The organism is Streptomyces sp. NPDC059142, assembly GCF_042755665.1.
Classification (GTDB): Bacteria; Actinomycetota; Actinomycetes; order Streptomycetales; family Streptomycetaceae; genus Streptomyces.
Genome location: NZ_JBHZDA010000020.1, coordinates 54,511 through 72,720, shown reverse-complemented (window position 1 = coordinate 72,720; position 18,210 = coordinate 54,511). Strand labels below are relative to the sequence as shown.

Sequence of the window (18,210 nt, the reverse complement as noted above, 5' to 3'; positions counted from 1 at the left end):
GCCCTCGTCCTGGCCGGGGCTCGGGCGTCGGCTCGGGCGTCGGCTCAGGCGGCCTTGAGCGCGACGGCCTCGGCCAGCGCCGCGTCGATGGCCAGCTTGCGCTGCTCGGGGCCGTAGTTGATGCCCTCGGCGCGGACGAATTCGAGGTTCTCCACCCCGAGGAAGGCGAAGAAGCTGGTGAGGTAGGTCTCCTGGTGGTCGAAGGACGCGGTCGGGGTGTCCGCCACGTACTCGCCGCCGCGCGAGGAGGCGACGATGACGCGCTTGTCGCCCGCCAGCCCCTCGGGGCCGTCCTGGGTGTAGTGGAAGGTCTTGCCGAACACGGCCAGGGCGTCGATCCACGACTTGAGCTGGCTGGGTATGCCGAAGTTGTACATCGGGGCGCCGATCACGACGACGTCGGCGGCCAGGAACTCCGCCAGCGCCTCGTCGAGTCTGCTCAGTTCGCCCAGGGTGCGCGCGCCCGCGTCGAGGTCGACGCCGGCCCCGGAACCGGGGCCGTCCCCGGGCTCGGACCCGGCCTTCGCGTTCCGGGCCGCCGAGGCCGCCTTGAGTCTGAGGATGGCCTCCGAGTGGTGCGGCAGCGGCTCGGCGGCGACATCGCGGTACGTGATCGCCAGACCGGGGTGCTCGTCCTTGAAGCGCCCGACGACAGCGGCCGAGATCCGGCGGCTGGCCGATTCGGCGCCCGAGATGCTGGAGTCGATGTGCAGAAGCTTCATGAAGGGTGCCGCCTCGCTGGTGCGCCCGGAACACCTGGGTCCGGTTCATCTGGACATGGACGGAATACCGCTGTGCGAACCGCGTACGGATGGGCTCTCCGCCTTCCGCCGACAGCAACGTACAGGCAGTTCTTCCGCCATGGCGGACCGAGGTGCCGGTGAACGCTCCTGACGGCGGTTCAGCCGAGCGGTACGGCCGCCGAGCGGGACGGGACGGCGTCGAGCGCGGCCAGTGCCGCGTCGTCGAACGTGATCGCGCCGGCGGCGAGGTTCGCCTCCAGATGGCCCGCGTCGGCGGTGCCGGGGATGAGGAGCACGTTCGGGGCGTGCCGGAGCAGCCACGCGAGGGCGATCTGCGCCGGGGTGGCGCCGAGGGAGCGCGCCGCGTCCAGGACCGCCTGCTCGTCGGTCGCCTTCGGCACACCGGGGAACGCGCCGCCGAGCGGGAAGTACGGCACCCAGGCGATGTTCTCGGCGACGCAGAGCGTGAGCAGCTCCTCGTCCTCACGGGCCACGAGGCTGTAGGCGTTCTGTACGCAGGCGATGCCCGCGGGGACGGCCCGGCGCAGCACGTCGAGGCTCACGCTGCTGAGTCCGATCGCGCCGATCTTGCCCTCGTCGCGCAGCGCGGTCATCACGGCGAGCTGATCGTCGAGGCCGACCACCTGGTCGCCCTCGGCCCGGAGTCCCGGCCCGGTGTCGGTACGGCGCAGGTTCACCAGCGCGAGCCGGTCGACGCCGAGAGCGGCCAGGTTCTCCTCGACCGCCTTCCGCAGCTCCTCGGGCCGCTGGGCGAGCCGGAGCCCGAGGGAGCCGTGGTCGGAGGTGGCGCCGACCTTGGTGGCGACGAGGACGTCGTCCTCGGGGCGGACCGCCTCCCGGATGAGCCCGTTGACGAGTCCGTCTCCGTAGAACTGCGCGGTGTCGACATGGTCGACGCCCAGCTCGACCGCGCGGCGCAGGAGCGCGACGGCCGCGGGGCGGTCGCCGCGCAACCGGTCGAGCTGCATGGCTCCGAACCCGATACGGGATACGGGGCGGCCGGCGAGCGGAGCGGCGCCTCCGGGGCGGGGCGCGCCGGTGGCCGTGGTCTCGGGGGAAGGAACGCTGCTGGGGGTCATGGACATCCCGTCCTCGTGCGATGATGAGGAAAACGGAGGAACCTCCGTTCATTCGACTGTAGCACTACCGGAGGAGCCTCCGCTTTGAGTCCGTCCGCATCGTTCCCGCCCGGCGGCCAGGACGACGGCCCCTGTGTCCCCCCGCACACCCCGTGCGACCCCGCCTCCGGGACCACCCCGACGGCCACCCCGGGGACCGGCACGCCCGCCACCCCGGGGACCGGCGCGCCCGCCACCTCCGGCGCGGGTACGCCCCCCGGCCCCCCGCTCCGCGCCGACGCCCGGCGCAACCGCGACCGGCTCGTCTCCGTCGCCCGCGCCGCCTTCGCCGCCGCCGACGGCACCGTCCCGCTGGAAGCCGTCGCCCGCGAGGCAGGGGTCGGCATCGGCACGCTCTACCGCCACTTCCCGACCCGGGAGGCCCTGGTCGAGGCCGTCTACGCCGCCGAACTCGACGACGTCACCGCGAGCGCCCCCGCGCTCCTCGCCGAGCTGCCGCCCGAGGCGGCGCTGCGCGCGTGGCTGGACCGTTACGCGGCGTTCGTCGCGACGAAGCGCGGGATGATCGACACCCTCCGCACCGGCTGGGCCTCGGGTCGCATCGCGACCCCGACCACCCGGGAGCGCATCACCGCCGCGATCGGAGCGATCCTCGCGGCCGGGGCGCGTACGGGCTCGCTCCGCACGGATGTCACCGCCGAGGAGGTCACCACCCTGCTCCTCGGCGTCTTCCTCTCCACGGCGGCGAGCGACGCCCCGGAGCGGACCGGCCGCCAACTCGACCTCGTCGTGGACGCCCTGCACCCGGGGAACGACCGGGGCGCCCCCGGCCGGGCCCACCCGCCGCGACCGTAGAACCGGACCCGCGGACCGGACCCGTGGAACCGGACCCGTGGAACCGGACCCGCGGAACCGGACAGACGGAACCGGATCCACCGGGCGTCAGGACGCCCCCGGCGCCAGCTCCTCCGGCAGCGGCCGGGAGTGCACGATGTGGAGGCGCGAGACCGCTCGGGTGAGCGCCACATACAGGCGGTGCGCGCCACGGGCCTCGGCTGCCAGCACCTCCGCCGGTTCGACCAGGACGACATGGTCGTACTCCAGCCCCTTCGCCGCCGTCGCGGGCAGCACCGTCACCCTGGCGGCCGGCGTACCGAAGTCGTCCGCCGTGACGGTGGCGATCCCGGCCCCCGCGAGGACGGTACGGAGCCGGTCCGCCTCGGGCCCGGCCGCGATCACGCCGATCGAGCCCTCGCGGGCGAGCGCCGCGCGCACCGCGCCGACCACCAACGCGTCGAGCCCGCCCTCCCCCTCCCTCCCCATCTCCCTCTCCCCGTGTCCCGCTCGGCTGATCGTCAGCTCGCCCGCGCCGCGCAGGGACCGGGCCGGCGGGACGTCGACGTCCAGCGAGGCCAGCAGCCGGTTGGCGAGTTCCACGACCGCGCCGGGCACCCGGAACCCGGTGGTCAGCGAGGTCACCGCCGCGTCCGGCCGGCCGAGGTGGGCGAGGAGGGCGGGCCAGGAACGGGCCGCCCACGGGGTGGTGCCCTGCGCGAGATCGCCCAGCACCGTCAGCGAGCCGAAGGCGGCGCGGCGGGCGATCGCGCGGCACTCCATCGGGGAGAGGTCCTGCGCCTCGTCGATGACGACATGGCCGTACCCCTCGGGGTGCTCGATGAGCCCGGCGAGTTCGTCCAGCAGCACCAGATCGGCCGCCGACCAGGGTAGTTTCCTGGCCGCGCGGGGCCCGGAAGGGACGCGGAGGTCCGCGCGGCGGATCGCCCGCCGTTCCTCGGGCGTGAGGCCGCCGTCCGCCTCCGCCGGATCGGCCAGCAGCCCGGCCAGCACCTCCTCGGGAGTCACCTTGGGCCACACCGCGTCGAGATGGGCGGTGACCGCCCGCGAGAAGCCGAGCCGCCGTGTCCACTGCGCCGAGCGCGGCCCCGTCCGCCGCTCCGCCCGGAGCTGAAGGGCCCGTACGGTACGGCTGCGCAGGCGCTCCCGGCCGACACCGTACGGGGGCGCCTCGGCCCGTACCTCCGCGACGAGACGGGCCAGTTCGTCCGGTTCGAGGCGCCAGTGGTACGAGCCGTCCGCCACGACGAGCGGCGCCGGACGGAACGCGGGCCCCGCGACCCGCCCGTACAGCGCACGGTGGAGTACGGCGGCCATACGGGCGTCGTGCTTGACGACCGCCGCCGCCTCCGTGTCCCGGGTCCGCACCGGATGGCGCGCGATCTCCTCGCCGACCGTCGACTGGCGGATGCCGATCTCGCCGAGGGCGGGCAGCACGTCGGAGATGTAGGAGAGGAACGCCCGGTTGGGCCCGAGCACCAGCAGCCCGCCACGCCGCAGCCGCTGCGGGTAGGTGTAGAGGAGATACGCGGCCCGGTGCAGACCGACGGCGGTCTTACCGGTGCCGGGGGCGCCCTGGACGCAGAGGGAGCGGCCGAGTTCCGACCGTACGAGATCGTCCTGCTCGGGCTGGATGGTGGCCGCGATGTCGCGCATCGGCCCGATGCGGGGGCGCTCGATCTCGCCGGTGAGGATGGCGCTCCCGGTGACGGCCCCCGGCGGACCCGGCGGACCCGACGCGCCCACCGGCCCCGCGTCCGCCGTCACCGCACCCGCCGTCACCGCGCCCGGCTCCAGGGGCTCGTCCTCCAGGCCGGTCAGCTCCTCCGGCTCCCCGGTGCTCCACGGGGCCCACCCGAACCTGCGGCGGACCGCCACGCCCTGCGGGTCGGCGGCGCTCGCACGGTAGAAGGCGCGGGAGACGGGCGCGCGCCAGTCGACCACGAGGGGCGGGGCCGCGGGGTGTTCGGAGATCCGGCGGCGGCCGATGTGGTAGCTCTGCCCGGCGTGGTCACCGGCCGCCGGGCCGTCCCCGAAGTCGAGGCGCCCGAAGAACAGCGGACTGTCGGGCTCCTGCCGCAACTCCTTGGCGTAGCTGCGCAGATGGCGGCCGAGGACTTCGGCGTCGGCACCGGAGGCGAAGGCGTTCTCGCCGGTGACGATCCGCGTCTGCGCTTCGTCCACCATGCCGGTCAGCGCGGCGCGGCAGGTCCGGTGGTAGGTCCGTTCCTCGTCGAGTGCTTCGGCTGCGGTCATTCCGCCAAGAATAGCGTGACCGAGTAAAGAACGTTACCGAGTTACAGACATGACCGTACCGCCGTCACCAGAGGCCGAGTCCACTCCTCAGCCGCTCGAAGGCCAGCTCCGCCGCCGCCACCGCGTCCGGGTACACCGCCCCGGCCGGTTCGCCCGCCGCGATCCGCCGCCAGTTCTCCTGCGCGAGGACCCGCTGGACGGCGATGATCTGCGCCGCGCCGAGCGCTCCCTCGACGCCGCCCCCGAGCGCGGCGGCCAGCGCCTCCTCGGAGCGCCGCTGGTAGCCGTACAACCGGGCCACCAGACTCGGCGTCCCGTACAGCAGCCGGTGGTACGCGAGCACGGCCTCCGCGTCGTTGAGGCCGGTCACCGGGTCGCGCCGGTCGAGGCCGTCCAGGAAGTGCAGGCGCAGCGCGTCCAGCGGGCGTACGCCGCCGGGGCGGCCGGAGACCACCCGGGCCGCCTCGTCCTCGTGGTCGGCGAACCGGTGCAGGACCAGGTCCTCCTTGGCCGGGAAGTACCGGAAGAGGGTGGGCTTGGAGATCTCGGCCGCGGCGGCGACCTCCGCGACCGGGACCCGGTCGAACCCCTTCGCGAGGAAGAGCGCGATCGCGGCCTCCGAGATCTCCTGGTGGCGCCGCCGCCTCTTCCGCTCCCGCAGACCGGGATCGGAGTGGGGGCCGGGATCGGGATCGGAGTGGGGACCGGGATGGGGGCCGGAGTGGGGTTCGGGGTGGTGGGCGGGGTCGAGGACCTCGTTGTCGCCGTCGCCGTTCATGACGCAGAAGCCTACGGGTGCGACGCGCGCGTCCCTGTCACCCGCCCTGCCGCCGGACCAGCGCATCCACCCCGTCCAGAAGGCAGTTGAGGCCGAAGGCGAAGTCGGCGTCCGGCTCCCCGTCCTCCTCCAGACCGCCCTCGGCGAGCAGCCGGGCGACCGAGGGGTAGCGGGCCGGGTCGGCCAGCCGCCGGAGCGTACGCCCGTACCCCTCCCTGACCTGCCGGGCCGAGCCAGCGCTCGCCGCGACCGCCGCGTTCAGGTCGGCCGTCGTCAGCGCCTCGTTCCGTACGAAGCCGCTGACCAGCAGGATCACCGAGATCCTGGCGCCGTCGTCGAGGCCGGTGCCGTCCAGCGCCACCATCCCCCGCTCCCACCACGCCACCATGTGGGGCGTGCTGGGCGGGCCCGAGACCGGCAGGCGCAGCGACCACAGGTTGCGGTGGTACGCCTCCCGTTGCGCCCGGGCCCAGAGCGTCAGCGCCTCGCGCCAGCCGGGCGCCGGGTCCGGTGGCGGGGGCGGCGCGCCGATCGCCGCCTCCAGCATGAGGATGTACAGCTCGTCCTTGGCGGCGACGTACCGGTACAGCGACATCGTGGAGACGCCCAGCTCCTTGGCGACCCGCCCCATCGAGACGGCGCCCAGCCCCTCCGCCGCCGCGAGGCCGACCGCCGCGTCCACGATGCGCGTCAGGGTGAGGCCGGGGCGCGGCCCCTTGGCCGGGCGGTCGCGGAGCCCCCACGCCGCCTCGATGCTGGCGGGAAGCCCGGTGCCGCCCTCCCCGGCCACGCCGCCCGCGTTGCCCGTCATCGCCGTACCCCTCTTCTTCCGCTCCCCGCCGCTTGACGCCCATCCTAGTAATGCGTAAGGCTTACGCAGTAACGCGTATGCCATACGCAGAAGGAATCCGAGGGGGAGCAGCCATGCGGACAGATACGGCGGTCGAGGCCATCGGCCTCGAAAAGTCCTACCCGGCCAGGGGGGCGCGGAAGGAAAGGGGGAAGGCGGCGCTCCGCGTCCTGCGCGGCATCGACCTCCGCGTCGGGCGCGGCACCGTCTTCGCCCTCCTCGGGCCCAACGGCGCGGGCAAGACCACCGCCGTCCGGATCCTCACCACGCTCACCACCGCGGACCGCGGCACCGCCCGCGTCGCCGGGTACGACGTCGTCGCCGACCGGCGGCGGGTACGCGGCGCGCTCAGCCTGACCGGGCAGTTCGCCGCCGTCGACGAGAAGCAGACCGGCGAGGAGAACCTCCGCATGATGGCCCGCCTCGGCGGGCTCCCCCGGGCCGAGGCCCGCCGCCGCGCCGCCGGGCTCCTCGACCGGTTCGGCCTCGCGGACGCCGGCCACCGCCTCGCCGCCACGTACTCCGGCGGGATGCGGCGCCGACTCGACCTCGCCGCGGGGCTGGTCGGCGCCCCCGAGGTGGTCTTCCTGGACGAGCCGACGACCGGCCTCGACCCGCGCAGCCGCCAGGAGTTGTGGCAGGTCGTACGGGATCTCGCCGCGCGCGGCACCACCGTCTTCCTCACCACCCAGTACCTGGAGGAGGCCGACCGGCTCGCGGACCGGGTCGCCGTCATGGACCGGGGCGTGATCGCCGCCGAGGGCACCGTGGACGAGCTGAAGCGCCTGGTCTCGGGGCACCGGCTCGACCTCGTCCTCGCCTGCCCCGACGCCTATCTGCGGCTCGCGGACCGCGCCGTGCACCACGCCCCCGAGACACTCACCCTCGGCCTGCCGACCGACGGCACCGCCGCGCACGTACGGGCCCTGCTGGACGAGATCGACCCCGACGGTACGGAGGTGGCGCGCTTCGCCCTCCACAGCGCCACCCTCGACGACGTCTTCCTCTCCCTCACCCGCACCGGCCCCGAAGCCGGCCCGGACACCGGTACCGACACCGACACCGACACCGACACCGACACCGGCCCGGACAGCAGCCCCGACGCCCAGGAGCCCGCCCATGCCTGACGCACCCGCACACGCACCCGGCTCCCCCGTCCCCGGCCCGCTCGCACCGGACTCGATCGCACCCGACCCTCTCGTACCCGGCCCGCTCGCACCCCGCGCGGCGACGCCCCGCGCGCTGACCCACGCCGTCACCCTGGCAGGGCGCGGCATCCGCCTCAGCCGGCGCAACACCGACGCCGTCGTCACCTCGCTGATGCTGCCGGTCATGATGATGCTGGTCTTCGTCTACTTCTTCGGCGGCGCCATCGACACCGGGACGCGGTACGTCACCTACGTCGTCCCCGGCGTCCTGATCCTCTGCGCCGGCTTCGGCTCGGCCGGCACCGCCGTGAGCGTGAGCGAGGACATGAAGGGCGGCATCATCGACCGCTTCCGCTCCCTCGACGTCGGCGGCGCCCCGGTCCTCGCCGGGCATGTCACGGCGAGCGTCGTCCGCAACCTCGTCTCGACCGCGCTCGTCCTCGCCGTCGCCCTGCTGATCGGCTTCCGCCCGGCGGCGGGACCGGCCGCCGCGCTCGCCGCCGCGGGCATCCTGCTCGCCTACATCACGGCGATGTCCTGGCTCTCCGCGGCCGTGGGGCTGCTCGCCAAGTCCCCCGAGGCCGCGTCCGGATTCACCTTCCTCGTCCTGTTCCTGCCCTATCCGAGCAGCGCCTTCGTCCCCATCGGGACGATGCCTGCGTGGCTGCACGGCTTCGCCGACCACCAGCCGGTCACCCCGGTGATCGAGTCGCTGCGCGGACTGCTGCTGGGGCTGCCGGTGGGCCACACCCCCTGGCTGGCGCTGGCCTGGAGCGCGGGCTTCCTGGCCCTCGCGCTGGGCCTGTCCGGCGTGCTGTTCAGGTCCCGGACCTCGTGACGGCGGCCGTCTCCGCCTCGCCGCCGCGCGTCGTACGGAACCAGTTCCGGTACGCGGTCACCACCTGCCGCATCGACGGCGCCGCCGCGTCCGCCCCGTACAGCTCCCGCTCCGCCGCCGCCAGGACCCGCTGGACCTGCCACGCCGCGCGCGGCAGCACCCGCCAGTTGGACTCCGCGTCGGAGCCGAGCAGCAGCGCCGTACGGATCACGTCGGTGAAGACGGACTGGACCCGCTTGTAGGCGAGGAGCAGCGGCAGATCCTCCTCCCAGCCGTACGCGCTCCCGGGCCGCGCCTCCTCCACCGCCGTCACCCACAACTCCTCGACCCGGGCCTCCTCCTGCTTCGGGTAGCCCATCAGATGGAGGTGGGTCGCCAGGTCGTAGAGGGGGTCGCCGATCATGGCGAGCTCCCAGTCGATGACCCAGAGGTCGCCGTCCCGGTCGACGATCAGGTTCTTGCGGTGCAGATCGCAGTGGAGGAGCGCGAAGGGGCGCCCGCGCAGCTCGGCGGTGCGCTTCCGCAGCCCTACGAGGGCGTCGGCGCTCACGCCGAGTTCGTCGAAGAGGGTCCGGTACGGCGCGCCGTGGTCCCGGTGGACCTGTTCCTCGGTGAACCGGATCAGCCGGTCGAGGAACGCCGCCGAGTCGCCCTCGGCCGTCCAGTCGTCCGGGGCACAGATCCGCGTGACCTCGCGCTCCGCCAGCTCCTTGAGGTCGATCGACACCAACTGGGCGAAGAAGCGGCTGAGTTGGTCGGCGTGACGTCGGGAGAGCCCGCGCCCGGGGACCTGGCGGGCGTCGAGGGTCCTGCCCTCGATGAAGCCCTGGAGGTAGACACCGCCGTCGACCCGGACGATCTCCGGGATACGGTCCACCCGGCCCTGGAGCGCGGTGAGCAGCAGATCCTCGGAGGCGAAGCAGCGCCGGTCGAACCAGAGCAGCCCGGGGCGGGGCGCCCGCAGCTTGGCGCGCTCGAAACGGGCGCTCAGCTCGTGGGTGGCGGGCAGCGGGAACGCGTACGTCTCGTGGTGGTAGCCGTTGAGGGGGCCGGTGACCCCCTGGCCGTCACGGCTCAGCTCGCCCGCTCGCCTGCGAATGTCGGATCCGGTGCCGGATGCCCGGCCGACTGTCATTGCCTTGTGCACTGTGCCGTATGCCCTCGGTGCCGGTGGTGCCTCTGATGTACGCGGTGTGCGTGTGGTGTGTGGATCTGTTGTGCGGAAGCTACCTCTGAGGCGGAAGTTACCTCTCCGGCGGGTGCCATGACAGGAAGTTGGCGCCATCTTCACCAACTCGGATCAGCGAAAACCCGTCCGCCGACGCTCCGGACCCCCGGGAAGGTCAGAGTTGGTCGACTTGGCCGACTTGTCCGGCCAACTCTGCGAGGCCGCCGGGAAGTTCGTCCATGACGACCCGCGCGCCCGCTCCGTACAGCACGGCGCTCTTCGTCTCCCTCGTCGCGTACCCGAGGAAACGGACCCCGAGCCGCTCCGCCGCGCGGAGATCCGCCTCCGCGTCGCCGATCATCACCGCCTCGGCCGCCGTCACGCCCGTCCACTTCAGCGCGCGCTCCAGACAGTCCGGATGCGGCTTGAGCAGCCTCGGGTCGAGCCGGCGCCCGTAGACATGCCCGTCGAAGCAGCGGGTGAGGCCGGTCCGTTCGAGATAGCGCCTGACCGCCTTCGGCGAGTTGTTGGTGGTGATCGCGAGGGCGACCCCGGCGCCGGCCAGCGCCCGTATCAGCTCCGCCGCGTTCCTGGTCGGTACGGCCGACTCCGCCGCCCGTATCTCCTCCTCCGTCAGCCACGCCTCCAGCTCGGCCACCCGCGCGCTCCCCGGGGCCAGCTCCCCCACCGCGCGCAGCAGCGCCTGCGGATCGGTGACCGGGGCGCCGTCCACCGTCCCCACGGCGCGGGCCGTCTCCCCGGGGAGCGCCGCGAGCAGCCGGGCGGCCACCTCGGGCGCCGGATGGTTGCGGAAGAGCGCGCAGACGGGTCCGTCGAAGTCGAAGAGCACGCACCGCACCGGGAGCGCGGTGGCGTACGGGTCGGACGCGTACGGGTCGGTGGCGTACGGGTCGGTGGCGTACGGGTCGGTCACGTCGCTCCGTCCATCGGGGCGGAGGCCGGGCACCGTCAGCGCCTCCGGACCACATCCTGCCCCGAACCCCACCGGTACGACACGGCTCCGTCCGTCCCTCCCGGCCCGCGCCCTCACCCCAGCGCGAGATCCGTCGCGATCGTCTCCCAGAGCGCGTCGAACCACGCCTGCGACTCCGCCACGAACGCCCGGTCGCGCTGGGCCGCCTCCACGGAGGCGAACGAGAAGAGCGGTGACCGGTCCCCCAGCGCGTCGTACATCTCGACGGACGTCCGGTGGATCTCCGTCTCGCGCACGGTGACCTTGTAGTACGCGAACAGCGCCTCCGCGCCGTTGAGCACGTACAGCTTGACCGGCGGGGTGAACGGCAGCGCCTTGAACCGCACGTCCACGTCGATGCCCGCCGAGCGCATCCCCATCAGATGGTCGCCGAGGACCGTGCCGTGCGCGTTGCGCTGCTGGAGCCAGCGCTGGTGGACCAGGTCGCTCTCGTCAGGACGCGTGCCGGCCGCGGAGACGGAGCGCGGGAAGGCCAGTTCGATGTCGCGGTTCGGCAGCAGCACCCGGACCGTCACGGTGGCGGGCAGGGCGCCCGCGCCCGGCGCGCCGCTCCCGGCCGGCAGCGCGGCGCGGTCGCGGATGCGCAGGCGCTGCTCGCCGAGGGCCGCGCTCAGCGACTCCGCCGTCAGACAGAGGGCGTCGATCCGTACGTGGTCGGCCTCGAACGCCGCCATGATGCGCGGGCGCAGCGCCACCATCGTCTCCTGCGGGCTCCCGTCGCCGTCCGCCGCCGCTCCCCGCCGGGCACCGGCGGTCCGTCCGGCGGCGCCGCGGTCGGCGATCCGGGGCGGCGCGCCGCGGGTGACCTCGGTGAGCAGGCCGTCCTCCTGGAGCCGCCGCAGGGCCTGGCGGACCACCCCGCGCTGCACACCGAACTCGGCCACCAGGTTCTTCTGCGTGGGCAGGGCCTGCCCCGCCACGAGGTCGCCCGACGCGATACGGGCGCGCAGGGCCTGCGCCACATCCTCCGGCGTGGGCTTTCCGGCGCCGTGCACAGCAGCCTGTTCAGAGGTCACGACCCTACGTTACAACTTCCTGCCATCTCCCGGCAGTTGTAACGGATAACTTGTTTACGGATCGCAACTTGGCGGGACAACTTCATCAGTTGGTGTTGAGTTGGCAGCCAACTTTGCGTAAGGAGTGACCGCCATGCCTGTGTCCGCGCTCCTCACCTCCGCACTCGGCATCGGGCTCGACCAGCTCGTGCACTGGCGCTTCGGTACCGCCGGGACCGTCGCGCTCCTCCTGCTCACCCTCGGCGTCAAGGCCAGGAACGCCACCTGCGCGGGGATCGGCGCCGCCGTCCTGGCGCTCCTCGTCACCCGGCTCGGCCACGGCTGACCCACCGGTCATGACTGCCCCACCGGCCACGGCTGCCCCACCGGCCACGGCCGATCCCGGTCACGGCTGCCCCGCTCAGAAGACGTCCGGGCACCAGGGCCTTCGCGGCGTACGGAACAGCGCCTCCGCCAGCGCCACCGCCCCCGGCCGCTCCTCCGCCACCGTCCCCAGCGCGGCGAGCCGCAGCGCCGACTCCTCCCCCAGGTACAGCGCGCCCAGCTCCCGTACGTCCAGGGCCAGACCGGCCGGCTCCGCCGTCGGCGCGCAGCTCGCGCCCTCCGGCGACGCCTCCAGCCGGTAGCGCCCGCCCGCCAGCCCCGCCGCGTCACGGACCTCCAGCACCAGCGTGCCGCTCACTCCGTACGTACGCGCCTCCAGGGCCCGTACGACATCGAGGATCCGCACCCACAGGAAGTCCGCCTGCGTGACGATCCGCGCCGCGCGCGGGTCCGGCAGGAAGGAGGGCAGCAGGTCGTCCTGCGCGCGGTGGCCCGTCCGGACCGTCGTGACCCAGTCGATCGAGCAGACGAACCGCCACAGCGCGCGCTCGGCCGCCGGGGTCAGCGCGATCAGGTCCCGTACGGACGCGGTGTTCAGCGGCTGCTTGGAATCGCCCCAGACGTCGTCGCAGGCGTAGACGACCAGCCCCTCCACCTCGCCCGACGCCGAGCGGTACACGGCGTGGTACGGCTCCGTCCACGGAAGTCCGTTGGACGTCTGCCCGGTGAACGCGCCCCACCAGCGCTCGTCCCGGTCGACCGCGCCCGGCTGCCGCGCCCGGAAGCGCTCGTGCAGCTCGGGCCCGAGCTTCCGTACGTCCGAACCGTCGACCAGGTCGATCCGCCCGCCGCCGTCCTCGGCGCCCGGCCCCGACCAGCGCGGGTCGAGCCCCGAACGCGCCACGTCGACGGCCCACTCGGTGGTCGAGGCGGCGGGCCCGAAGCCGTACCGGCCGTAGATCGGGTACTCGGCGGCGATCAGCGTGGCGACGGTGTCCCCGCGCTCCTTCGCCCGCGCGAGATCGGTGCCCATCATCCGGGAGAGCAGCCCGCGCCTGCGGTGGGTGGGCGAGACCGTGACGTTCGAGACCGCGTCGGCGCGCAGCACCGCGCCGCCGGTCACCGTCAGCTCCTGGGTGAAGGAGCGGAACGTGGCGACGCACCGCCCGTTCTCGAACGCGCCCTGGGTACGGGAGAGATCGGCCCGCGCGAGCCGCCACTCCACCGTCGCGTCCGAGTCGGTCGGCGCCCGCAGAAAGCCGGTGTTCAGGGCGCGGTTCCAGTCGGGGAATCCGGCTTCGGTGACAGTACGGACCTCGATGCTCATGGTCCGCACGCTAGGCGCAGCCGCCCCGCCGCCGCATCCGGATTTTCGGGCCGGGCCCTTCGTGGCCGGGCCCGGAAGGCCGCCCGTACGCCCGGAGCCCCGCCCCGCGGCTCAGAAGGCCGCCCGTACCGCCCCGACCTCCGCGCCCCCGCCCAGCAGCGGCGCCCGGCCGATCCGGCCCAGCACCTCCGCCTCCACGCCCAGGAGCTGGAGCGCCCGCGCCAGCACCGGGCCCAGCGCCCGCGCCCCACCGTCGTCGATCTTGAAGGCGAGCGCGCGGCCGTCCGCCAGCGCCACCGCCTGGACCGCCTCCGCGCCCATCTTCGACAGCGTCCCCGGCACCTCCCGCATCAGCCAGGTGTCGGAACGGCGTGTGCCCGCCACGTACTCGGGGTGCGCGCGCATCGCCTCCGCGACCCGGCCCTCGGCCGTCGTCGGCGCCGCGAGGACGAAGTGGCGGAAGGCGCGGGCGAGTCCGGTGAGGCTGAGGGCCATCAGCGGGGCGCCGCAGCCGTCCGTACCGACCGTGGGGACGCGCTCCCCCGCCGCCTCCTCGACCACCGTGAGCACGAGCTGCTGCAAGGGGTGGCCGGGGTCGAGATAGCTCTCCGTGGGCCAGCCGTTGAGCGCGCAGACGGCGAGCATCGCCGTGTGCTTGCCGGAGCAGTTCATCACGATCCGCTCGCGCACCCCGCCCGCGGCGAGGTACGACTCCGCCTCCACCGGGTCGAGCGGCAGGTCCGGCGGGGTCCCGAGGTCGTCGGGGGTCAGCCCGTACTCGGTGAGCATCGTCCGGACCAGGTCGAGGTGGAAGCGCTCCCCGGAGTGGCTCGCGGCGGCCAGCGCCAGCCGCTCACCGGAGAGTTCGAGCCCGGCGCGCAGCACGGCCGCCGCCTGCATCGGCTTGTTGCTGGAGCGCGGGAAGACCGGCGCCTCGGCGTCGCCCAGCTCCAGTTCGACCGTGCCGTCCGCCGCGAGCAGCACCATCGAGCCGCGGTGGCGCCCTTCGACGAAGCCGGACCGTACGACCTCGGCGAGTACGGGCGCGTCCGCTCCCGTACCGGTACGGGAGACGCCCGTACGGGAAGTCCCGGTACGCGAGGCGCCGCTGCCGACCGCGGTGGACGTGCTGCTGGGCGTGCTGGAGGTCATCGTCGGCCTTCCGGAAGGGCGGGAGGGCAGGAGGGACCCCGCCCACGCGCGAACGGACCGCCCCTCCACTACATGAGCAGGTCGTCCACTTGTGCTTCACCTTCACGGTACCTGCGCGCGATCTCCGCGCTGCAATCGTCCGCCGTCCGCTGAAGTTGGTGACGGCGGCGCGAGAGCTGCCGCTCGTTGCGGACCAGCCGCCCCATCGCCGCGTGCAACTCCTCGTCCGTACGCGCCTCCAGGTCGGACAGCTCCACCTCCGCCAGCGTCTCCGCGGCCAGCGCCCGGTACTCCGCGCTGCGCGGCGTGGAGAGCGTGACGTGCCGGGCGGAGGTGCGGTGGCGCGACGGGGCGTCGGTGAGGATCTCCGAGAGCCGGTCGAGCACCGGGGTCTCCGGCTCCGTGCGACGCGCCAACTCGGCGCGCAGGATGTCGATACGGCCCTGGAGCAGCCGCCGCAGATAGCTGAGGTCCCCCTCGTCGCGGTGCGAGTCCCGGCGCAGCGCGCGCAGTTCGGGCAGCCGCAGCACGCTGAAGTCGTACGGCCGGGGCGCGGGCAGCGCGCCCTCACCGCCCGCCACGGGCCCGCCGCTGCCGACCCCGCTGGTCGTACGGGTCGCCGGTACGGTACCGGGCGGCTGCCCACCCCCGGATGTGCTCGATGTGCTCATCGCGCGTTCTTCCCCTCACTCCGCTGGGGAGACCCGTCCCGCACACCGCTGGGGACCCCCCTCCCTCGACGGGTGCCTGCCGCGCACCGCCTCCGTGCATCGTGCCACTCCTGCCGCCGGGTATGGGGGCGCTCTGCACCCGTTCGGCCCCCGCTAGGTTGGTCCGTATGCGAGCAGTGGTGCAGAGAGTCGACGGCGCGAGCGTCCTCGCCGTGACCGGGGACAAGACGGAAACCGTCGGCGAGATCGTCGGCGAAGGGCTGTGTGTGCTGGTGGGAGTCACCCACGAGGACACGGTCGAGCAGGCGCGGAGGCTCGCCGACAAGCTCTGGTCGATTCGGATGCTGGAGGGCGAGAAGTCCTGTTCGGAGGTGAACGCCCCGCTCCTGGTGATTTCGCAGTTCACTCTCTACGGGGACGCCCGGAAGGGCCGCCGCCCCACCTGGAACGCCGCCGCGCCGGGTCCGGTGGCCGAACCGCTGGTCGACGCGGTGGTGGCGCGCCTGCGTGAGCTGGGGGCGAAGGTGGAGACGGGCCGGTTCGGAGCGGAGATGCGCGTCTCGCTCACGAACCACGGCCCGTTCACGGTGCTGCTGGACTTCTGAGCGCGGACGCGTCCGCGCGGAGGACGCGTCCCGGTCCCGTACGGGTCCGGTACGTACAGGGTCCCGTACGGGGCCGGTACGTACGGGTCCCGTACGGGTCCTACGGCTCGACCACGACCTCCTGGGCCGCCGCGGTGTCCCCCGCCAGCAGCGGCGCGTCCACCGGCACATTGCGCTTGACCAGCGCGAGCGCGATCGGCCCCAGCTCGTGGTGGCGGGCCGAGGTGGTGACGAACCCGAGCTGGCGCCCCTCGGGGCCGTCCGCCGCGAGCCGCACCGGCGTACCGTGCCCCGGCAGATGGACATCGCTGCCGTCGAGGTGCAGGAAGACCAGCCGGCGCGGCGGCTTCCCCAGGTTCTGGACGCGGGCCACGGTCTCCTGGCCCCGGTAGCACCCCTTGTCGAGGTGGACCGCGCCGCCGATCCACCCCAGCTCGTGCGGGATCGTCCGGTGGTCGGTCTCGAAGCCGAGCCGCGGCCGGTGGCCCTCGACGCGCAGCGCCTCGTACGCCAGGATCCCGGCCGGCGGGCCGTGCTGCTCCGCGTACGCGGTCAGCTCGGCGCGCGGCAGGAAGAGGTCCCGGCCGTACGGGGTCTCCCTGACGACGACGCCCTCCGGCACGGGGGCGATGGAGCCGGCCGGGAGGTGGACGAGCGCGAAGTCGTCGGTACGGTCCGCGACCTCGACCCGGTAGAAGAACTTCATCGACTCCAGATAGTTCGCCAGGGCCTCCTGGGTGCCCGGCTCGACATGCGCCCAGACCGTCGTGCCGTCGTCCACGAGATACAGCGCGTGCTCGACATGGCCGTTCGCGGAGAGGATCAGCGCCTCGGTGGCCCGGCCCGCGGGCAGCTCCGTGACGTGCTGGGTGATCAGCAGATGCAGCCAGCTCAGCCGGTCGTCGCCGGTGACGGTGACGACGCCGCGGTGCGAGAGGTCGACGAAGCCGGTGCCGTCGGCGAGGGCGCGCTGCTCACGGAAGAGATCGCCGTAGTGCGCGGCGACACCTTCGTCCTGGCCTTCGGCCGCGACGGCTCCGGGCAGGGCGAGGAGAGGGCTGGTGGTCGAATGTCGCTGCATAGTCATGAAGCCTACGACTCGGCCGCGCCCGTCGTTGTTCCCTCGGCGGCGGCCGTGCAGTCGCGGCAGCGGCCGAAGATGGCGAAGTGCTTCATGTCCGTCGTGAAGCCGAAGTCGTTCCGCAGCTTCGCGGTGAACTCGGCGGCGACCTCGGTGTCCGCCTCGATCACCTCGGTGCAGTCCCGGCACACCAGGTGTATGTGGTGGTGCCGGTCGGCGAGGTGGTACGTCGGAGCGCCGTGCCCGAGGTGGGCGTGCGAGACGAGGCCCAGCTCCTCCAGCAGCTCCAGGGTCCGGTAGACCGTGGAGATGTTCACCCCGGAGGCGGTCCTGCGCACCTCGCAGAGGATGTCGTCGGGCGTCGCGTGTTCGAGGGTGTCGACGGCTTCGAGGACAAGCTGGCGCTGAGGGGTCAGCCGGTAGCCGCGCTGCCGCAGATCGCTCTTCCAGTCGGTGCTCACCACGCCCCCAGTGTAGGCAGGCGCGGCGGCGGCCCGGCCGCGCCTGCCGGACCCGCTGCTTCCGGACCGGCCGCGTGAAGAACCGGCCGGTGAGAACCGGCCGGTGAGGACCGGACCCCTTACTTGAAGAAGGCGATGCCGTCGTCCGGGAGGTCACCGAGGTCCTTGGCCCACTCGGCGACCTGCTCCGGGCTCACGGACTTCTTCAGGTGCGCCGACATGTACGGGCGCAGCGGCACGTCGGGCGTCGACTTCTCGCCCACCCACATCAGGTCGCCCTTGACGTAGCCGTAGAGCCGCTTGCCGCCGCTGTAGGGACCGGAGGCCGCCGTACGGGCCACCGCGTCGGTCACCAGGTCGATCTGCGGCTTCTGGTCCGCCAGCTCGCCGTACCAGACCTCGACGACGCCCTGGTCGCGCACCATGACGACCTCGACCTTGCGGTCCTTGTCGATGCGCCAGAAGCCGGACTCGGACTCGATCGGCCGGACCTTCCTGCCCTCGGCGTCGAGCGCCCAGGTGTGCGACACGTACTCGATGAAGTCCCGGCCGTCGTGGCTGAAGGAGACCTCCTGGCCGAAGTTGGCCTTCTCCTCACCGGGGAAGTCGAAGACGCCGACGCCTTCCCAGTCACCGAGCAGGAAGACGAGCGGGACGAGGTCCGGGTGCAGGTCGGACGGGATCTCGATCATCAGCGCTGGCCCTGGTACAGCTTCTTCACGGCCAGACCGGTGAAGGCGAGCACGCCGACACAGACGAGGACCAGCAGGGTAGTGAAGAAAGCCTCAAGCACGGGGTGCTCCTCGGATGAACGGTATGACGCGGTACGGCCGGGCCCCAGCC

Annotated in this window: 19 protein-coding genes; 5 read left to right on the top strand and 14 right to left on the bottom strand. The window is 73.3% G+C overall.

The window, feature by feature from the left end:
- Positions 1 to 44: 44 nt before the first annotated feature.
- Positions 45 to 722, bottom strand: coding sequence for an FMN-dependent NADH-azoreductase (locus ACFXPK_RS10855; protein ID WP_385007796.1), 678 nt, complete (start codon positions 720 to 722; stop codon positions 45 to 47).
- Between the two features lie 179 nt (positions 723 to 901).
- On the bottom strand, positions 902 to 1,843 hold the full coding sequence (locus ACFXPK_RS10850) for an aldo/keto reductase (protein ID WP_385073936.1): 942 nt from the start codon (positions 1,841 to 1,843) through the stop codon (positions 902 to 904).
- A gap of 84 nt (positions 1,844 to 1,927) precedes the next feature.
- On the opposite strand from ACFXPK_RS10850, the gene ACFXPK_RS10845 reads away from it, so the two are divergent.
- The gene (locus ACFXPK_RS10845) at positions 1,928 to 2,698 is read left to right on the top strand and encodes a TetR/AcrR family transcriptional regulator (protein WP_385073934.1); all 771 of its coding nucleotides are present in this window, start codon (positions 1,928 to 1,930) and stop codon (positions 2,696 to 2,698) included.
- A gap of 87 nt (positions 2,699 to 2,785) precedes the next feature.
- Here the strand turns inward: ACFXPK_RS10845 and ACFXPK_RS10840 are convergent, their stop codons facing one another.
- From ACFXPK_RS10840 to ACFXPK_RS10830, 3 genes are all read right to left on the bottom strand, one after another.
- Positions 2,786 to 4,954 (bottom strand): HelD family protein, encoded by a 2,169-nt coding sequence (locus ACFXPK_RS10840; RefSeq protein WP_385073931.1) that lies wholly within the window; start codon positions 4,952 to 4,954, stop codon positions 2,786 to 2,788.
- Positions 4,955 to 5,018: 64 nt separating this feature from the next.
- Positions 5,019 to 5,732 (bottom strand): TetR/AcrR family transcriptional regulator, encoded by a 714-nt coding sequence (locus ACFXPK_RS10835; protein ID WP_385073928.1) that lies wholly within the window; start codon positions 5,730 to 5,732, stop codon positions 5,019 to 5,021.
- Positions 5,733 to 5,769: 37 nt separating this feature from the next.
- Positions 5,770 to 6,543, bottom strand: coding sequence for a TetR/AcrR family transcriptional regulator (locus ACFXPK_RS10830; RefSeq protein ID WP_385073925.1), 774 nt, complete (start codon positions 6,541 to 6,543; stop codon positions 5,770 to 5,772).
- Between the two features lie 113 nt (positions 6,544 to 6,656).
- On the opposite strand from ACFXPK_RS10830, the gene ACFXPK_RS10825 reads away from it, so the two are divergent.
- Entirely contained in the window at positions 6,657 to 7,709 is a 1,053-nt protein-coding gene (locus tag ACFXPK_RS10825) for an ATP-binding cassette domain-containing protein (protein WP_385073922.1), read from the top strand.
- Positions 7,702 to 8,568 (top strand): ABC transporter permease, encoded by an 867-nt coding sequence (locus ACFXPK_RS10820; protein ID WP_385073919.1) that lies wholly within the window; start codon positions 7,702 to 7,704, stop codon positions 8,566 to 8,568. The genes ACFXPK_RS10825 and ACFXPK_RS10820 overlap by 8 nt, the downstream gene beginning before the upstream one ends.
- On the opposite strand, the gene ACFXPK_RS10815 is transcribed toward ACFXPK_RS10820, so the two are convergent.
- The 3 genes from ACFXPK_RS10815 to ACFXPK_RS10805 form a co-directional block, all read right to left on the bottom strand.
- A complete protein-coding gene (locus tag ACFXPK_RS10815; RefSeq protein WP_385073916.1) occupies positions 8,549 to 9,703 on the bottom strand; it encodes a phosphotransferase in 1,155 nt (384 codons plus the stop codon). The genes ACFXPK_RS10820 and ACFXPK_RS10815 overlap by 20 nt on opposite strands.
- A 208-nt stretch (positions 9,704 to 9,911) precedes the next feature.
- On the bottom strand, positions 9,912 to 10,670 hold the full coding sequence (locus ACFXPK_RS10810; RefSeq protein WP_385073913.1) for an HAD family hydrolase: 759 nt from the start codon (positions 10,668 to 10,670) through the stop codon (positions 9,912 to 9,914).
- 113 nt (positions 10,671 to 10,783) lie between these two features.
- The gene (locus ACFXPK_RS10805) at positions 10,784 to 11,746 is read right to left on the bottom strand and encodes a GntR family transcriptional regulator (RefSeq protein WP_385073910.1); all 963 of its coding nucleotides are present in this window, start codon (positions 11,744 to 11,746) and stop codon (positions 10,784 to 10,786) included.
- A gap of 133 nt (positions 11,747 to 11,879) precedes the next feature.
- Here ACFXPK_RS10805 and ACFXPK_RS10800 point away from each other — a divergent pair, with 133 nt between their 5' ends.
- Positions 11,880 to 12,071: a hypothetical protein gene (locus ACFXPK_RS10800; protein ID WP_385073907.1), complete on the top strand. Its 192-nt coding sequence runs from the start codon at positions 11,880 to 11,882 to the stop codon at positions 12,069 to 12,071.
- Positions 12,072 to 12,146: 75 nt separating this feature from the next.
- Here the strand turns inward: ACFXPK_RS10800 and ACFXPK_RS10795 are convergent, their stop codons facing one another.
- The 3 genes from ACFXPK_RS10795 to ACFXPK_RS10785 form a co-directional block, all read right to left on the bottom strand.
- The gene (locus tag ACFXPK_RS10795; protein ID WP_385073904.1) at positions 12,147 to 13,397 is read right to left on the bottom strand and encodes a GNAT family N-acetyltransferase; all 1,251 of its coding nucleotides are present in this window, start codon (positions 13,395 to 13,397) and stop codon (positions 12,147 to 12,149) included.
- Positions 13,398 to 13,508: 111 nt separating this feature from the next.
- On the bottom strand, positions 13,509 to 14,549 hold the full coding sequence (locus ACFXPK_RS10790; protein ID WP_384998975.1) for an asparaginase: 1,041 nt from the start codon (positions 14,547 to 14,549) through the stop codon (positions 13,509 to 13,511).
- A gap of 68 nt (positions 14,550 to 14,617) precedes the next feature.
- The gene (locus ACFXPK_RS10785) at positions 14,618 to 15,220 is read right to left on the bottom strand and encodes an ABC transporter substrate-binding protein (RefSeq protein WP_384998978.1); all 603 of its coding nucleotides are present in this window, start codon (positions 15,218 to 15,220) and stop codon (positions 14,618 to 14,620) included.
- A gap of 167 nt (positions 15,221 to 15,387) precedes the next feature.
- Here ACFXPK_RS10785 and dtd point away from each other — a divergent pair, with 167 nt between their 5' ends.
- Positions 15,388 to 15,825 (top strand): D-aminoacyl-tRNA deacylase, encoded by a 438-nt coding sequence (gene dtd / locus ACFXPK_RS10780; protein ID WP_385073899.1) that lies wholly within the window; start codon positions 15,388 to 15,390, stop codon positions 15,823 to 15,825.
- Positions 15,826 to 15,925: 100 nt separating this feature from the next.
- Here the strand turns inward: dtd and ACFXPK_RS10775 are convergent, their stop codons facing one another.
- The 3 genes from ACFXPK_RS10775 to ACFXPK_RS10765 form a co-directional block, all read right to left on the bottom strand.
- A complete protein-coding gene (locus ACFXPK_RS10775) occupies positions 15,926 to 16,906 on the bottom strand; it encodes a YgfZ/GcvT domain-containing protein (RefSeq protein ID WP_384998984.1) in 981 nt (326 codons plus the stop codon).
- Positions 16,907 to 16,917: 11 nt separating this feature from the next.
- Complete coding sequence (locus ACFXPK_RS10770) at positions 16,918 to 17,370, bottom strand: Fur family transcriptional regulator (RefSeq protein WP_384998987.1); 453 nt, start codon at positions 17,368 to 17,370, stop codon at positions 16,918 to 16,920.
- Between the two features lie 116 nt (positions 17,371 to 17,486).
- Entirely contained in the window at positions 17,487 to 18,059 is a 573-nt protein-coding gene (locus tag ACFXPK_RS10765; RefSeq protein ID WP_384998990.1) for an FABP family protein, read from the bottom strand.
- Positions 18,060 to 18,210: the final 151 nt, after the last annotated feature.

Bases quoted from the DNA above. Each gene is read 5' to 3' on its own strand.
- ACFXPK_RS10855 (WP_385007796.1), bottom strand. From the start codon at position 722: ATGAAGCTTCTGCACATCGACTCCAGCATCTCGGGCGCCGAATCGGCC.
- ACFXPK_RS10850 (WP_385073936.1), bottom strand. From the start codon at position 1,843: ATGACCCCCAGCAGCGTTCCTTCCCCCGAGACCACGGCCACCGGCGCG.
- ACFXPK_RS10840 (WP_385073931.1), bottom strand. From the start codon at position 4,954: ATGACCGCAGCCGAAGCACTCGACGAGGAACGGACCTACCACCGGACC.
- ACFXPK_RS10835 (WP_385073928.1), bottom strand. From the start codon at position 5,732: ATGAACGGCGACGGCGACAACGAGGTCCTCGACCCCGCCCACCACCCC.
- ACFXPK_RS10830 (WP_385073925.1), bottom strand. From the start codon at position 6,543: ATGACGGGCAACGCGGGCGGCGTGGCCGGGGAGGGCGGCACCGGGCTT.
- ACFXPK_RS10825 (WP_385073922.1), top strand. From the start codon at position 6,657: ATGCGGACAGATACGGCGGTCGAGGCCATCGGCCTCGAAAAGTCCTAC.
- ACFXPK_RS10820 (WP_385073919.1), top strand. From the start codon at position 7,702: ATGCCTGACGCACCCGCACACGCACCCGGCTCCCCCGTCCCCGGCCCG.
- ACFXPK_RS10815 (WP_385073916.1), bottom strand. From the start codon at position 9,703: ATGACAGTCGGCCGGGCATCCGGCACCGGATCCGACATTCGCAGGCGA.
- ACFXPK_RS10800 (WP_385073907.1), top strand. From the start codon at position 11,880: ATGCCTGTGTCCGCGCTCCTCACCTCCGCACTCGGCATCGGGCTCGAC.
- ACFXPK_RS10795 (WP_385073904.1), bottom strand. From the start codon at position 13,397: ATGAGCATCGAGGTCCGTACTGTCACCGAAGCCGGATTCCCCGACTGG.
- ACFXPK_RS10790 (WP_384998975.1), bottom strand. From the start codon at position 14,549: ATGACCTCCAGCACGCCCAGCAGCACGTCCACCGCGGTCGGCAGCGGC.
- ACFXPK_RS10785 (WP_384998978.1), bottom strand. From the start codon at position 15,220: ATGAGCACATCGAGCACATCCGGGGGTGGGCAGCCGCCCGGTACCGTA.
- dtd (WP_385073899.1), top strand. From the start codon at position 15,388: ATGCGAGCAGTGGTGCAGAGAGTCGACGGCGCGAGCGTCCTCGCCGTG.
- ACFXPK_RS10775 (WP_384998984.1), bottom strand. From the start codon at position 16,906: ATGCAGCGACATTCGACCACCAGCCCTCTCCTCGCCCTGCCCGGAGCC.
- ACFXPK_RS10765 (WP_384998990.1), bottom strand. From the start codon at position 18,059: ATGATCGAGATCCCGTCCGACCTGCACCCGGACCTCGTCCCGCTCGTC.